The sequence below is a fragment of the Paenibacillus sp. J5C2022 genome, assembly GCF_025567625.1.
Lineage (GTDB): Bacteria > Bacillota > Bacilli > Paenibacillales > Paenibacillaceae > Pristimantibacillus.
In genome coordinates, this window is the sequence record NZ_JAOQJC010000012.1 from 70,218 (window position 1) to 85,657 (window position 15,440).

Below are 15,440 nucleotides of genomic sequence, written 5' to 3' on the forward strand. Positions count from 1 at the left end.
CTTTGCCACTCTGCGGAAATAAGCCCGCTCCGCCGGCATGGCGGGCGGGCTTATTCCTATACTATATCCCTATTCCTTGATGAAAATGCCGATTTCTTTGTCGCCCAATGCGACACGTTCCATTCCCTCGACTGTCTGGTAAGCGACACTGTGCACCAGTACATTGTCCCTCAGCACATCTTCGAAGGAGGCAAGCGCAGCCTGCAAGACGGAGTCAACGTCCAGCACGAGGTCGATTCGCTTCTCGATCGGCAGATCCAGCTTCTTCCTCGTATCCTGAACGGCGCGAATGACTTCACGCACCCAGCCTTCCTGCTCCAGCTCCGGCGTAATTTCCGTATTGAGGGCAACTGTCATGCCGTTCCCCGAAGCGGAAGCGAATCCGCTCTTCGCTTGTTTCTCGACAAGCAGCTCTTCAATCGCGATGTCCTTCGATTCGCCTTCAGGCGAATCGAAGCGGAACGAACCGCTTCGTACAATTGCAGCCGCCTCTTGGGCTGTCAGAGCCTTGAGCGCATTCTGGATCGGCGACACCAGCTTGCCGTATTTGCGTCCGGCCAGCTTCAGGTTAAGCTTCAGGCTGAAATCGACAAATCCGCTGTCGGATGTCTCCACCTTGATGGATTTGACATTGATCTCATCCTTGATAATAGCCTCATATTCTTCAATGGCGAACTCCCGGTCCAGCGATACAATGAGCTCGGACAACGGTTGGCGCGTCTTGATCGAAGTCTCGTTGCGAACGTTGCGCGCAAGCTCGACGATCGTGCGCGCGCTTTCCATGTCCCGCTCCAGCGCCTCGTCGATCGCACCTTCGTCGGCGGTGGGATAATCCGCCAGGTGAACGCTCTGCTCTCCCCCAAGATTGCGATAGACGTCTTCGGACAGCATCGGCGTATACGGCGCCATCAAGCGGGCCAGCGTCAGCAGCACTTGGCGCAACGTGCCGTATGCGGCTACCTTGTCTTCGGTCAAGCCGCTTCCCCAGAAGCGGTCGCGGGAGCGTCTGATATACCAGTTGCTCAGCTCATCGACGAAGTCTTCAATCGCCTTGGCCGGATTCAGGAAGTCGTTGGCATCCAATCCCTTGGTTACCGTCTTGATCAAGCTGTTGAGACGCGAGGTGATCCAGCGATCCAGCTTGCCGGTCGGCTTCGCTTCGCCGTGCTGATTGTAATCGTAACCGTCGATGGATGCGTAGAGCGTATAGAACGCATGTGTATTGACGATCGTGTCGATTACTTTGGATTTCGCTTCGCCGACGATCCCGCGCGAGAAGCGCTTGCTGTTCCATGGCGCACTGTCTGCAAGCAACGCCCAGCGGAACGCGTCGGTGCCGTATTCGTTAATGATCTCCCACGGGTCGATGACATTGCCCTTGGACTTCGACATCTTCTGGCCGTTCTCATCCAGAATATGGCCTGTAGAGATGACCGCCTTATAAGGCGCCTTGCCATTGTACAGCGTCGATACGGCCAGCAGGCTGAAGAACCAGCCCCGTGTCTGATCGATGCCTTCGCATATGATGTCGGCCGGGTACTGCTGGGCGAATTCCTCTTCATTCTCGAACGGATGATGATGCTGGGCGAACGGCATGGAGCCGCTGTCGAACCATACATCGATCACTTCCGGGGTCCGTCTCATGACCGCGCCTTCCTGGAACGGGCTCTTCAGTACGATATCGTCCACATAAGGCTTATGCAGCTCGATGTCCTCAGCGACTTCGCCTACTGCGCGCGCTCTCAGATCCGCTATGCTGCCCGGCGCATATTGCTTGCCTGTCGCTTCGCATATCCACACGTTGAGCGGCGTTCCCCAGTAGCGATTGCGGCTGATGTTCCAGTCGACGAGATCCTCCAGGAACTTGCCGAAGCGGCCTTCGCGAATATGGCCGGGATACCAGTCAACGCCATTGTTATTGGCGATCAGCTGCTCCTTCACGGCAGTCGTCTCGATGAACCAGCTTTCCGTGGCGTAGTAGAGCAGCGGGGATTTGCAGCGCCAGCAGAACGGATAGCTATGCTCATAGCGCTCCTTCGCATACAGCAGCCCCTTCTCGCTGAGCATCTTCACAATGTCAACGTCGCAATCCTTAACGAAGCGGCCGGCCAGGTCCGTTACTGTCTCCTCGTAACGGCCCGCGTTATTGACGACGCTAAGCATGCTTATGCCGTTCTGCCGCGCCACCCTGTAGTCGTCCTCACCGTGTGCGGGAGCAATATGCACGATGCCCGTACCGCTCGTATCGCTGACGAACTCACCGGCAATGACGATGTGGCCTTTCTCAATCGGCACATAGCGGAACGGCGGCTCGTAAGCCTGACCGACAAGCTCTTTGCCCTTCAGCACGGAGAGTACCTCATATCCTTCCTTCAGCACATCCTCCGCCAGATTTTTCGCCACAATGTACACTTCTCCGTCCTTGCGCGCTCGGACATATTCCAGCTCCTCATGAACGGCAAGCGCTACGTTGGCCGGCAGCGTCCATGGCGTCGTCGTCCATGCCAGTATATAATCACCGGATTCCGCCAGCTTGAATTTCGCCGTTGCGCTGAGATCCTTCACATCCTCATAGCCTTGCGCGACCTCATGCGAGCTGAGCGTCGTCTGGCAGCAAGGACAATACGGACTGACACGGTGTCCGCGATACAACAAGCCCTTCTCGTGAATGTTGGACAGAATATGCCAGACGCTCTCGATATATTCATTTTTCAGCGTAATATAAGGATTGTCGAGATCCGTCCAGTAGCCGATCGCTTCCGTCAGCTCGCGCCACTGCTTTTCATACTCGAACACGCTGTCCTTGCACTTTTTCACGAACGCTTCCACACCGTAGTTCTCAATCTCCTGCTTGCCGGATATGCCAAGCTGCTTCTCCACACCCAGCTCCACCGGCAGACCATGGGTATCCCAACCCGCCTTCCGCACGACCCGGTAGCCTGCCATCGTCCTGTACCGACAGATGAAATCCTTGATAACCCTGCCCAGCACATGACCGATATGAGGCGCTCCGTTGGCGGTAGGAGGCCCTTCGTAGAATACGAAATTCGGCTTTCCTTCCCGGTTCGCGATGGACTGCTTGAATGTGTCCTCTTCCTGCCACTGCTTCAGTATGCGCAGCTCACGGCTGCGTGCGCGTTCCTTCACATCTACACGCTGCATCTCTCATTACTCCTTCCAGTATTTAAAAAAAATAAAACCCCGCCCCTTAATAAAGGGACGAGGCTTGCTCGCGTTACCACCCTTGTTCCGCATGCGTGTCCCGCTTCAATGGAAGCGGTGAACCGATCGCTATCCAAGCGATTGTTCGCCATGCGGCGCTCTGGTCACGAATCGCGATGGACTCGTGTTCCCGGTAACGGGGGACTGCCGTCGATGCTTACTGACCATGCAATGGCGTTCCGCATCGCTTCTCGGAGATGATATTCCGCAATAGCTCATACACCGGCTTTCAGCGATGACCGGCTCTCTGGGGAATGAGTCTAAGCGTACTCGTTCTCGTCGTCGAAAGTGAAAATGTAATGATTGATATTAGTTATAACGCAATTGCCCGTTTCTTGTCAAATCAGCCCCGCAGCAGCTCATGTCTGGCACTCTCGTCCGGGGAGTCAAGCGATTCCCAGCTGTCCTGCGACAGCAGTTCAAGCTGCGCCTCCACAAGGGTGCGGAATCTTGCCCGATAGATGGAAGCCTGCTTCTTCAGCTCCTCCACCTCCAGCGCAATTTTGCGTGACTTGCTAAGAGAATCGTTCACGATGCGATCTGCGTTTTTCTCCGCTTCTTTGATAATCAGCTGCGCTTCCTTCTTGGCGTTGTTGCGCACTTCATCCGCAGCTTCCTGCGCCACAATAATCGTCTTGCTGAGCGTCTCCTCAATGTTGGAGAAGTGATTCAGCTTTTCCTGCAGCGCAAGCATGTTGTTTTGCAGTTCTTTATTCTCACGAATGAGCGCTTCGTAATCTTTGATCACCTGATCCAAGAACTCATTCACTTCATCCTCGTCGTAACCGCGCAAGCGACGCGAAAACTCCTTGTTATGTATGTCCAATGGCGTAAGCGGCATTGGCGCACCTCCTATAGACTTGGTCCATTCCTCTGATGCGACGGCTTGCTCTGTAAGCAAGCGCTGTCTTCTGAGTTGAAACATTCGACAGGGATGAGCTTTTTTCCTGCTGCCTTTTAAATAAATTTGCCGATGGCTACCCGAATTCTGCCTTTTTTTGTCATGCCGTCCACTTGCAAGACTTTGAACCGGCCCAGCCCCTTCATAGAGACGACATCGCCTTCGTTCAGGAGAGTCGACGGATTCTCCTCCGTCCGCCAATTCACCCTGCATCTTCCGGCACGTATCGGATCGACCACCTTGGAGCGGCTAATCCGGAATACATCGCTCGCTATGCCGTCAAGTCTCATGGAAGCGACGGACAGACTCGTCTCCTCCAGCTTCTGCACGGCCGGCTTCAGCTTCTCGAGAGGCAGCAATTCGGACAGCACATGGATGCGGTGCACTTGACGAAGGTGGATAAGTACATAGTCCGCCATCTCCTCCGTCACAAGAATGTGACAGAAGCTGTCGTGGGGATGAATATCTCCTATTACATCACGCTTCACGCCCAGCCCCAGAATGGAGCCAAGGAAATCGCCATGATCCAGCGCAGCGAAGCTCGTCCCGGGAGCAGTTACTTCCAATACGGCGATTCCCATCGGCTCGTCCTCCAGATGCCTGTAATCCGGTGCGATAATCGCCCGCTTTCGCTCCGCTCCGGGATGCCCTCCTTCCAGCCTGACCGTCACATCGCCGTTCCGGTTCGCCAACATGGCGACGATCTCGCCTTGCCTGGGGTCCAAAAAATCGGTCCGCCTCAGCTCATGTAGCTGCGCGGACCGCTCTATCCACTCCTCCGCCCGATCAATAAAGGGCTTCTCCTCGGGGTGGAAATGCTCGTATATGGTTGGTTTCATATCGGTATCTTCCTTAACCTATGCCCAGAAGGAATTGAAGTACTGCGAACAATCCCAGCTTGATGAAATTCAGGGCGAAGATTGCAATGATAGGCGACAGATCCAGCACTCCGCCGATCGGCGGAATGAATCTGCGGAATATGCCCAGGTAAGGCTCCACAATTTTGGCGAGCAGTTGACCGATCTGACTTTCACGCGCATTGGGAAACCAGGACAGCAGGACATAGCCAATGATCATGTAGGTATAGATATCTAATGCATATTTAACGAAACTCAAAATATAATATTCCAAACCTTAGGTCACCTCATTTTGTTGTAGTCATGCTCTTCCGCCAGCATCTCCGTAATGGCGCCTTGAATCTCTACCGAATCAGGCGTGCACAGAAAAATTTGAGGTCCGAGCTTGGAGATGCTTCCGCTTAAAGCGTACACCGTCCCGCTCAGGAAATCAACAATCCGCAGTGCCAGATCGCTGCGCACCCTCTGCAAATTAACGATCACGGCACGGCGCGACCGGAGATGATCGGCAATTTCCTGCGCTTCGTCGTAGGAACGCGGTTCGCTTAATACGACACGCATATTTTTCTGCGAATGAATGCTGACAACATTGCCATGTCCCCCCGAAGATTGGCTTTTGGCATGTTTACGCGCTTCAAAGGGAGTCATTTCAGCCTCTTGCTCCTCGTCTTGTGGCACACGCTGGCGCTCGACCACTTCCTCTTCCTCTTGCAAGCCCAGGAAGTTCATAAATCGATTCATTACGCTCACGTTCATTCCTCCTCTTTCCCCATTAGGATGGTTCCAAGCCGTATCCATGTAGCGCCTTCTTCGATGGCAATCTCAAAGTCGTTGGACATGCCCATTGACAGGTGGCGAATGCCGCAGCCTTCGCCGTGACGGACCGCAATCTCGTCCCGCAGCCGTCTGAGCGAACGGAATACCTCTCTTGTCTGCTCCGGTTCGGATTCGAATGGCGCCATCGTCATTAATCCGATCGGCTTCACAGCGGGATAATCGCCAAGACATTGTATGAATTCATGCACGTCTTCCGGGTTCATGCCGTGCTTGGAAGACTCTCCGGAGACATTGACTTGAATAAAGCACGGAACAACGATGCCAAGCCTGGATGCTTGCTTATGTATAGCTTCTGCGAGCGACAGCCTGTCCAAGGAGTGGATGTACCGGAACCTTCCCACAACTTCCTTCACTTTATTGGTCTGCAAGGAACCGATGAAATGCCATACAGGCTTCTTCCCTTGCCGTTCCTCATCCCCGCTCAGAGCACGCCACTTCTGCTCGGCATGCTGCCAGCGGTTTTCCCCCAGATGCTCCAAGCCGAGCAGCAGCGCCTCCTCGGCGGCAGCCAGCGATACATATTTCGTTACCGCGATTACGGAGATGTCCTCTCTCTGCCGCCCCGATCGCTCGGCAGCTGCTGCAATCCGCTCTTCTACAGCTTGCATTCGTTCCTGCAAATTCATGATTTCATTCACCTTTCCGATAAGCCGATCCAGCTGGCCATTCTGCCTGTGCGGCCGCCATCCGCCCGGTGGGAGAAGAACAAGTCCCTCCGGCAGCTTGTGCACCATGTGCTTATTTCGATATGGCTCGGCAAAATTCCTGCTTTTATCATAATCTGTCGGTTCAATTCTTTCAAGTTTATGTGAGCTTTCTCACCGTCTATTCGCTCCAGGCATGCATCGGCCGTCTCCTGCCGGAGTCCCAGCTCATGCATGACGGCAGCGGCGGCCGTAATAACGGGACCGTCAACCTCATAGCAGCACGAGCCGATCGAAGGGCCGATGGCTGCCCGAAGCGACTGCGGCTTCGTGCCGTAAGCTTCGTGCATCGCGTGCACCGTCTCCGCAGCAATGGATGCTACCGTGCCTCTCCAGCCGGCATGCGCCAGCGCAACGGCTCCGTTCTCCTCGTCATAGAAATAGAGCGGAACGCAGTCCGCATAATAGGAAGCCAGCAGCACCCCCCGCTCATTCGTCATGATGGCGTCTGCCCCTTTAATGGCGTCTTCATGCATCGTACGCCCTTTGCCCCGCTCTTTCCGTGTTACCTTGCTCACCTTCCGGCCGTGAACTTGCTCCGCGCAAGTCCATGCCTCGAAAGGCCAGCCAATGCTGTCAGCCAGAAGCTTGCGGTTGCGGATGACATCGTCGGCTTGATCCCCCACATGCAAACCCATATTATAGCTGTCCCAAGGCTCGTCGCTAACGCCTCCCTGCCGTCCGGTGAATCCTGCCGCAAGCCGGCTGTCGGCTTGCTGCCAGACCGGCAGCAAAAAAAGCGCAGGCAAAGCGCTTGTCGCCTGAAACGGTTCCATCCTCTCACCTCTGTCTCTTGTACGCTGCGATTTCGATTGCGAGGCTCGCTCGCTTGTACTATCAGTTTAGCCTGTCAGGAGTCCATGTGCAAATCATCGGCATCGCCTTTTAGCTGTCCCCTCTCGTCAAGCCGCACCAATACGACATCGGCTCCGATCTTCACAATATTTTGCCAAGGAATGACGACCTCCGTACCTGCGCTTCCGAACAGCCCGAACATTTTGGCATACTGCGGCACGACGATGGAATCGATGCGGCCATGCCGCAAGTCAAGCTCCAGATCCGTTACTTGCCCAAGTCGCTTGCCATCCACTATATTAATGACGTCCTTCGTTTGAAAATCGGATATTTTCATATGGCATCACCACTTTTCTGCAGAATAATATCCCTTCCAAGCTCTTATTATTACTATATGTGCCATTCGCCCAAAATGTCCTGCCCCTTGAAATTTGCCCAGTGACGGTCGCGCGTTCTCCGGCGTCTATTGCCCGGCTCCAGCGAAAAAAAGAGGCTCCCGCAAGCGGGAAGCCTCTGCCTCTTGTCCTATTCAACTCTTCACATGCTTCTGCATCTGCCCGATAGCAGACTTCTCCAGCCGGGATACCTGCGCCTGCGAGATGCCGATCTCGTCGGCTACCTCCATCTGCGTCTTCCCTTCGAAGAAGCGCATGGACAGGATCATCTTCTCGCGATCATTCAGCTTATGCATCGCCTCGCGCAGCGCAATCTCTTCAATCCACGAGACATCTTTATTGCGTTCGTCGCTGATCTGGTCCATGACGTAGATGGGATCTCCCCCGTCGTGGTAGATCGGCTCGAACAGCGACACAGGGTCCTGAATAGCATCAAGCGCGAAGACAACGTCTTCCTTCGGCACATTAAGCGCCTCCGATATTTCGAAAATCGTCGGCTCGCGCGAATTTTTGTTCGTTAGACTATCGCGCACCTGCAATGCCTTGTAGGCAATGTCCCGGAGACTGCGCGATACGCGTATGGGATTGTTATCCCGCAAGTAACGGCGGATTTCCCCGATAATCATGGGAACGGCATAAGTGGAAAATTTGACGTTCTGGCTCAAGTCGAAATTATCGATCGCCTTCATAAGTCCGATGCAGCCGACCTGGAACAGATCGTCCACAAATTCTCCCCTATTGTTGAATCGCTGGATGACGCTGAGTACAAGCCGCAAGTTGCCGTTGACTAATTTCTCTCTTGCTGCCCACTCGCCACGGGCTTGCAATGCCGTGAACAATTCACGCATTTCAACATTGGTCAGTACAGGCAGTTTCGCGGTATCCACACCACAGATCTCGACTTTGTTACGGGTCAACGTGATTACCTCCCAAGGAGAAACATTAATGTACATTATCTCCCGGGGCACGTATTTTATTCCCTGGCTGACAAGGTTCGACATCCGCGTCCTACACCATCTTGTTGAACTCCTTGCGCAGCCGCTTGATAATCCGCTTCTCCAGTCGAGAAATATACGATTGCGATATGCCCAGCATATCCGCTACGTCCTTCTGGGTCTTCTCCTCGCCATCGGCCAGTCCGAATCGAAGCTCCATAATGATGCGCTCCCGCTCGGACAGCTTCTCCAGTGCCTTATGCAGCAGCTTACGATCCACTTGCTCCTCGATATTGCGGTAGATCGTATCGTTCTCTGTTCCCAGCACATCCGACAAGAGAAGCTCGTTGCCGTCCCAGTCAATATTAAGCGGCTCATCGAAGGAGACTTCCGTTCTTGTTTTGTTATTGCGGCGCAGGTACATCAGAATTTCGTTCTCAATGCATCGAGACGCATACGTGGCCAGCTTGATCTTTTTCTCCGGATCGAAGGTATTGACCGCTTTAATCAAGCCGATAGCGCCTATGGACACCAGGTCCTCGATGTGAATGCCCGTATTCTCGAACTTGCGAGCGATATAGACGACCAGTCGAAGATTGCGTTCAATGAGCATGGCGCGTATCGCAGCGTCGCCGGACGGCAGCTTCTGAAGCAAGTATTCTTCTTCTTCCCGGGTAAGCGGAGGGGGCAGCGCTTCGCTTCCGCCGATATAATAAATCTCTTCGCTCTTGAGCCCGAATAAAAATAAAACGCGGTAATAATATAATTGAAAAAGCAGTTTATACTTGACGAGCATGGCCCATCCCTCCCCGATGAATTGTGCATGCCTTGTTACGGTTGTACCATTGACGGATGGATTATCGCTTGATATGCACCGTCTGCTGCAAGCTTGCCGCCGTCCAAACCGATTAATACTTTGTATGACTCGTACAGGATGCCCTCTCGCGTAATCTCGACCTTATCCGGCTTCAACGCCAGCATGAACTGCGATCCTCGATTCACGCCGCGATATGGGATCAGGCGCAGCCGCTCCTGCCACTTGAAGGGCTCGTCATGAAGTCCTGCAACCAGACGATCCACTTGCGACTCCCGGATGCTCTTCAGCCAGGAAGCAGGCAGCTCGTCTTGCCAGCCGGAAGCTTCCATCACCATGACCGGCGTACGGGACAAAGGGTCGTACAATTGATTGCCGGTATCGATAAGACCGGTACAATTCAAGCAGTGATCGTCTATCATTACCTTTACATTTGCCAAATGAGTGTGCACCAGCTCCCGTTCACGTTTTTGCGTCATGACAGTGCGATAGATATAGAGGCCTACACTGAACGCAGCGATGAAATAAAAAAAACCAAACTTCAATTCCGCTCGAACACTGCTGCCGGCGAAAGATATCGTTCTCCATACCTCTCCCGAGCCCTGCATGAACAAATAGTAAATACCGAGGATCGCTCCGGCGGCTACGAAATTGACGCTATAGAACGCTCCTATCGTCCTCAAAAAATGCTGCAGCGAATGAAATCCGAACGCGATCCACAGCATGGCAAGCGAAATGATAACCTTCACGACGACAGTAAACAGGAATGACAAAGGCGGAAACAGCATAAGTACAACATAGCAGGCACCGAATGCTGCAGCAGCAAGGATGCGGAACGGATTCGGCTTGTTGCGGCGAACCCATGCGGTCGTAAGCAGAATCGCGCCGTCGAGCAGCAGCTCGCGCAGGAACAAAATGTCAATATACACGGCCAAGAACCCCTTGGGAGAACGATTGAAACTAGTATATGGTAATCCTATTTCAAAGTCTGTCTATTCATGACGTCACGACCCCTCTTTTTTTGTCGACTTCTCGCCCACGTCAAATCCCCCGCAAAGCAGGACTCCGCTTCGAAGCATACTCAGGTACTCTGCAGGGACCCCGAAACTTAAAATTTCTAAACGACAAAAAAAGCCTCCCCGGCAATAGCGGAGAGGCTTGTGTCATTGCATTATCTGTCGCCGCGTGGCGGCTTGCGCAAAAATGCCGGTATTTCCAACTGATCACTGGACAGGCCTGCGCCGAAGGGCTTCACGTTGGAAGAACCGGCCGATTGCGCCGGCTTCGCTTCGCTCTGCTCCATCGCTCCGCCGCCTGTACGGCGCTGCTGAGGAATGGCGGCTCTGGACTCAAAGCCGGTAGCAATAACGGTCACCTTAATCTCGTCCTTCAGGTTCTCATCGATGATCGCACCGAAGATCATGTTCACATCGGGATCGGAAGCAGAGATGACAATCTCAGCCGCTTCGTTCACCTCGTACAGCGACAGATTCGTGCCGCCTGTAATGTTCATGATAACGCCGCGAGCGCCGTCGATGGAAGTCTCAAGCAGCGGGCTCATAATCGCCTTCCGCGCCGCTTCCGCTGCCCGGCTCTCGCCGGTCGCTTCGCCGATCCCCATCAGCGCGGAGCCGCGCTCCGTCATAATGGTCTTCACATCCGCGAAGTCCAGGTTGATCAGACCCGGCACAGCGATGAGGTCGGATATGCCCTGAACGGCTTGACGAAGCACGTTGTCCGCTTCGCGGAACGCTTCCAGCATCGGCGTCTTCTTGTCCACGATCTCCAGCAGGCGGTCATTCGGAATAACGATCAGCGTGTCGACCTTTTCCTTCAGCGACTCGATGCCGATCTCCGCTTGCGCGGAACGCTTGCGGCCCTCGAATGTGAACGGGCGTGTCACGACGCCCACTGTCAACGCTCCGCACTCCTTGGCGATCTCGGCAATTACAGCCGCAGCGCCGGTACCGGTGCCGCCGCCCATGCCAGCCGTCACGAACACCATATCGGAGCCCTTCAGCTGATTCATGATCATATCGCGGGATTCCTCTGCCGCTTTCTTGCCTACTTCCGGATTGGCACCCGCGCCCAGACCTCGGGTAAGCTTGTCCCCGATTTGCAGCTTGTGCTCGGACTTGGCCAAGTGCAGCGCTTGCGCATCCGTATTGACCGTAATGAAGTCTACGCCTTGCACGCCGTTCTCAATCATTCGGTTGACGGCGTTGCTGCCGCCTCCGCCTACGCCAATTACTTTTATCTGTGCGAGCTGTTCAAGCTCCAGGTCGAATTCCAACATCTCTCATAGTCCCCCAGTCAAATGAATTCATTAAACATATTTTTAATCCGCTCGAACATACCGGGTTTAGATGAAGCTGCGGGACCCGCTTTGCGGCTTGAAGAAGCTTTCTTCACAGAAGCGGCTCCTCGTACTCCCATATACTTCGATACATATTGTATCATGCCTACTCCGCTGCTGTAGGCGGGATCCTTCACACCGATATAATCAGGCGTAGCAATGCGAACAGAAGCTTCCAGCTCGTTCTGGGCAAGCTGAAGCGTTCCCGGAAGCGATACGCCACCACCGGTAAGCACATACCCGTTAACCTTGTCACCGTAGCCCATGCCATGGATTTCCTGGCGAATCAAGTGGAATATCTCCTGCATGCGCGGTTCGATGATGCTGGCCAGATCTCTCTGGGTGAATTCCTTCTCCAGATTGCTGCCCATACGGGTCACCTTGAACCGTACATCCTCCGCTCCGTCCTCCACGCGCGCACAGCCGTACTTCAGCTTGAACTTCTCCGCCTGGTCGCTCTGGGTTCTGAGGCCGTACGCGATGTCATTCGTTACGAACTCTCCGCCGATCGGCAATGTCGTAATGGCTGCCAGTCCGCCTTGCTCATAGATGGCAAGCGTACAGGAGCTCGCGCCAAGATCGATCAGCGCAGTTCCTACCATCTTCTCATCCTTCGTCAGCGACATGACGCCGGAAGCGAGCGACAGCAGAATAACGCCGGAAATTCGCAATCCGGCTTTCTCCACACAGCGCATCAAGTTATGTATAGCCGTCTTCGTGCCGGTCACGATCGTTGCTTCCACTTCCAGCCTGACGCCAATCATACCCCGCGGGTCCGAGATGCCTTCCAGACCATCAACCAGATACTGCTTCGGTACGAGATTGATAATTTCGCGTTCCGGCGGCAGCGCGACAACTTTGGCCGCTTGCAGCACCCGCTCGATGTCCTCCTCGCCGATTTCCCGATCCTCGTTGGATACGGCTACCACGCCGCGATTCGTCTGCAGGCCGATATGGTTGCCCTGGATGCCTACGTATACATCTGATATTTGAATGCCTACCATGCGCTCGGCATGCTCAACGGCATTGCGGATCGATTGTACGGTCTGATCTATGTCGACGATTGCTCCCTTGCGTATGCCTTCCGAATCAGCAGATCCAACTCCAATAATATTAATGGCGCCACCATTCATCTCGCCAATAATAGCTCGGACCTTGGATGTACCGATGTCTAAACTTACGATGATGTCATTGCTGCTCAACTCGCGGCACCTCCGTTTCCGATAATATTGAGTGCAATTATTACTATATCATGTTCAAGTCTATCTATCATATTCAACGTTATTAATAGTTTCCCTCTTTTTTCAACAAATTTTTATAAAAAGATTCTTCCCCTGTCGAATAGGGTCGCATCGGCTCGTATCACCTTCGTTTCTTCTCGCTGCAGTAGCCAGAAACCCCATTTTAGGGTATCTAAAATTCTACCATTCTTTGCGTGTATTGAGTAGTATCTTTTTGCTTAGATTTTCATCATAATTCCATCCATTTTCATCCTATTCTCCATCGGCAGAACTATCATCCGCTCCATCGGCATTGAAAGGTACGTAGGTGTCCGCCAGCAGCATCGTAATTTTGCCCGGCTCCTGATGCTCGATCACCGCATTAAGCGCGTCGATCTTGTCCGGCAGTACGGACACCGCAGTAATGACCTCGAACTTCGTCCGCGTGTACATACGGATACGGTCGGGGTAAGCCTTGGAAGGTATTGGAGATATCTCCGACAAATCCGCCAGTTGCTTCTCCGGGATGCGCGCCAACTGCTTCATCAATTCCTTCTTCACGGGATCGTTGTCCTTCCACCCGGTCAGAATGGGCTTGTCCACAAGCGTCAGCCGCTCATCCTTGGCCACCGCGCTCGTTCCGCTCGACAAGAGCGCTGTTAGCCCGCCGTCTGGCGCAAGCTCGAAGGCCACGACTGGATATTCCTGAATCGTCATCTTGACAATGCCCGGGAATACTTTGGATACCTTCACATCCTCTACATGAGGCAGCTTCCTGATCCCTTCCGCAATCGCCGAGGACGTGGCCTGGAAGAATGCGTCGCCGACCTCAATGCCGGCCGCCTGTACAATCGCCTCATTGGTAGCATATAATGAACCGCTAATCTGTATTTCGGATATTTTGCTGATGGAAGAATTGAAGAACAGGACGGCAAGCAAGGCGAAAAATAGTAATATGACGATAGCCAGCAGCCCTTTTTTGCCTTTGCGCTTGCGCGCAGGCTCTTTCAGAACAGGCATTTGCGTGCTCATAACTTGTCCCTCTCTCCTCGATGCGTCGGCTTCCTCACTTGATAGCAGTCGCGCGAGGAAGCCATTGCCGTTCTATCCTTTTCGCTATTGCGCATAGAATTGCTTGTTCTGCATAGTTGCGTATCTGGTAATGTTCGCACCAAGCGCTGTCAGCATACTCTCTATGCTCTCGTACCCGCGATCGATATGATGGACCTGCTCCACGACCGTCCGGCCCTGTGCCGCGAGCCCCGCGATGACCAGTGCGGCTCCAGCCCGAAGGTCCGTCGCCTCCACCGTCGCTCCGTACAGTCTTGGCACACCCTTGATGAATGCCGCGTTTTTGTCGACGCGAATATCAGCGCCCATGCGCGACAGCTCCTCGACATGCTTCAGACGCCCTTCAAAGACCGTCTCCTTCATCATGCTTACACCATTGGCCAGCGACAGCAACACCATGACTTGAGACTGCAGGTCCGTAGGAAAGGCGGGATAAGGCGCAGTGGCAATCCGCTCAACCGCCTCCGGTCGGACGGCACTGCTAACCTTTATTATATCACCGTCAGTCACAATTGGAATACCCGCCCGTCTCAGAACGTGGATGAGGGAGGTCAGGTGGGCCGGCTGCGTATTGTGCAGCGTCACCTGTCCTCTGGTGGCTGCGGCAGCCACCATGATCGTTCCGGTCACGATACGATCCGGGATAATTCTGTAGCGGCACGGGTTCAGCTTCTCAACGCCTTCTATCGTGATCGTGTCCGTGCCCGCTCCCATCACCTTGGCGCCCATCGCATTGAGGAACCGCTGCAAATCCATAATTTCCGGCTCCCTCGCCGCATTGCTGAGCGTCGTACGCCCTTTGGCCAGCACCGCGGCCATCATAATATTCTCCGTGGCGCCTACGCTGGGAAAGTCCAGATGAATATCCGCTCCCTGCAATCTGTCGGCGCGGCATATTATTCGGTTGCCCGTCTCTTCAATCTTCGCTCCCAGCAACTCCAGACCTTGCAGATGGAGGTCGATCTTGCGTTCGCCGATCGCGCAGCCGCCTGGCTGGTAGACTTGCGTCTCTCCGAATCTGGCCAGCAGCGGACCCATCAAAAAGATGGATGAGCGCATCTGCTTCATCAAGTGCTGGGGCACATGGGATTGATCGGCAGAAGTCGTGTCCAGCGACACCTTATCTCCTTTATGCTCTGCCCGGCATCCCAAATCGCGCAAAATGTTTAACATGACTTCGATATCGAGCAAATGGGGCACATCGTGAATGAACGTTGTGCCTTCCGCCAGCAAGCTGGCTGCCAATATCGGCAGGGCGGCATTTTTCGCTCCTTGGATAACAATGGTTCCTGAGAGAGGTTTCCCGCCTTCAATCACCAATTTGTCCAATGTC

General features: G+C 53.9%; 15 protein-coding genes and 1 other annotated feature. All 15 genes read right to left on the reverse strand.

Going from position 1 to position 15,440, the window contains the following annotated elements:
* Positions 1-69: 69 nt before the first annotated feature.
* Complete coding sequence (gene ileS / locus M6D81_RS12045) at positions 70-3,162, reverse strand: isoleucine--tRNA ligase (RefSeq protein WP_262677146.1); 3,093 nt, start codon at positions 3,160-3,162, stop codon at positions 70-72.
* Between the two features lie 50 nt (positions 3,163-3,212).
* Positions 3,213-3,514: a binding site (T-box leader), on the reverse strand.
* A 51-nt stretch (positions 3,515-3,565) separates the two neighbouring features.
* On the reverse strand, positions 3,566-4,063 hold the full coding sequence (locus tag M6D81_RS12050) for a DivIVA domain-containing protein (RefSeq protein WP_262677148.1): 498 nt from the start codon (positions 4,061-4,063) through the stop codon (positions 3,566-3,568).
* Between the two features lie 116 nt (positions 4,064-4,179).
* A complete protein-coding gene (locus M6D81_RS12055) occupies positions 4,180-4,962 on the reverse strand; it encodes a YlmH family RNA-binding protein (protein ID WP_262677150.1) in 783 nt (260 codons plus the stop codon).
* A gap of 13 nt (positions 4,963-4,975) precedes the next feature.
* Positions 4,976-5,239: a YggT family protein gene (locus M6D81_RS12060; RefSeq protein ID WP_262677151.1), complete on the reverse strand. Its 264-nt coding sequence runs from the start codon at positions 5,237-5,239 to the stop codon at positions 4,976-4,978.
* 23 nt (positions 5,240-5,262) lie between these two features.
* Complete coding sequence (locus tag M6D81_RS12065) at positions 5,263-5,730, reverse strand: cell division protein SepF (protein ID WP_262677152.1); 468 nt, start codon at positions 5,728-5,730, stop codon at positions 5,263-5,265.
* A gap of 2 nt (positions 5,731-5,732) precedes the next feature.
* A complete protein-coding gene (locus M6D81_RS12070) occupies positions 5,733-6,443 on the reverse strand; it encodes a YggS family pyridoxal phosphate-dependent enzyme (protein ID WP_262677153.1) in 711 nt (236 codons plus the stop codon).
* An 8-nt stretch (positions 6,444-6,451) separates the two neighbouring features.
* Positions 6,452-7,297: a peptidoglycan editing factor PgeF gene (gene pgeF, locus M6D81_RS12075; protein ID WP_262677154.1), complete on the reverse strand. Its 846-nt coding sequence runs from the start codon at positions 7,295-7,297 to the stop codon at positions 6,452-6,454.
* A gap of 74 nt (positions 7,298-7,371) precedes the next feature.
* Positions 7,372-7,653, reverse strand: a complete 282-nt coding sequence (locus M6D81_RS12080; RefSeq protein WP_262677155.1) for a YlmC/YmxH family sporulation protein — start codon at positions 7,651-7,653, stop codon at positions 7,372-7,374.
* Between the two features lie 192 nt (positions 7,654-7,845).
* On the reverse strand, positions 7,846-8,628 hold the full coding sequence (gene sigG / locus M6D81_RS12085) for an RNA polymerase sporulation sigma factor SigG (protein WP_262677156.1): 783 nt from the start codon (positions 8,626-8,628) through the stop codon (positions 7,846-7,848).
* A 91-nt stretch (positions 8,629-8,719) separates the two neighbouring features.
* Positions 8,720-9,442, reverse strand: a complete 723-nt coding sequence (gene sigE / locus M6D81_RS12090; RefSeq protein WP_262677157.1) for an RNA polymerase sporulation sigma factor SigE — start codon at positions 9,440-9,442, stop codon at positions 8,720-8,722.
* A gap of 35 nt (positions 9,443-9,477) precedes the next feature.
* Positions 9,478-10,389, reverse strand: a complete 912-nt coding sequence (gene spoIIGA / locus M6D81_RS12095) for a sigma-E processing peptidase SpoIIGA (RefSeq protein WP_262677158.1) — start codon at positions 10,387-10,389, stop codon at positions 9,478-9,480.
* Between the two features lie 242 nt (positions 10,390-10,631).
* Positions 10,632-11,756: a cell division protein FtsZ gene (gene ftsZ, locus M6D81_RS12100; RefSeq protein WP_262677159.1), complete on the reverse strand. Its 1,125-nt coding sequence runs from the start codon at positions 11,754-11,756 to the stop codon at positions 10,632-10,634.
* Between the two features lie 17 nt (positions 11,757-11,773).
* Positions 11,774-13,018 carry a cell division protein FtsA gene (gene ftsA / locus M6D81_RS12105; RefSeq protein WP_262677160.1) on the reverse strand — a complete coding sequence of 415 codons (1,245 nt, stop codon included), beginning with the start codon at positions 13,016-13,018 and terminating at the stop codon, positions 11,774-11,776.
* A gap of 291 nt (positions 13,019-13,309) precedes the next feature.
* The gene (locus M6D81_RS12110) at positions 13,310-14,068 is read right to left on the reverse strand and encodes a cell division protein FtsQ/DivIB (protein WP_262677161.1); all 759 of its coding nucleotides are present in this window, start codon (positions 14,066-14,068) and stop codon (positions 13,310-13,312) included.
* A gap of 84 nt (positions 14,069-14,152) precedes the next feature.
* Positions 14,153-15,436, reverse strand: a complete 1,284-nt coding sequence (gene murA / locus M6D81_RS12115; RefSeq protein ID WP_262677162.1) for a UDP-N-acetylglucosamine 1-carboxyvinyltransferase — start codon at positions 15,434-15,436, stop codon at positions 14,153-14,155.
* Positions 15,437-15,440: the final 4 nt, after the last annotated feature.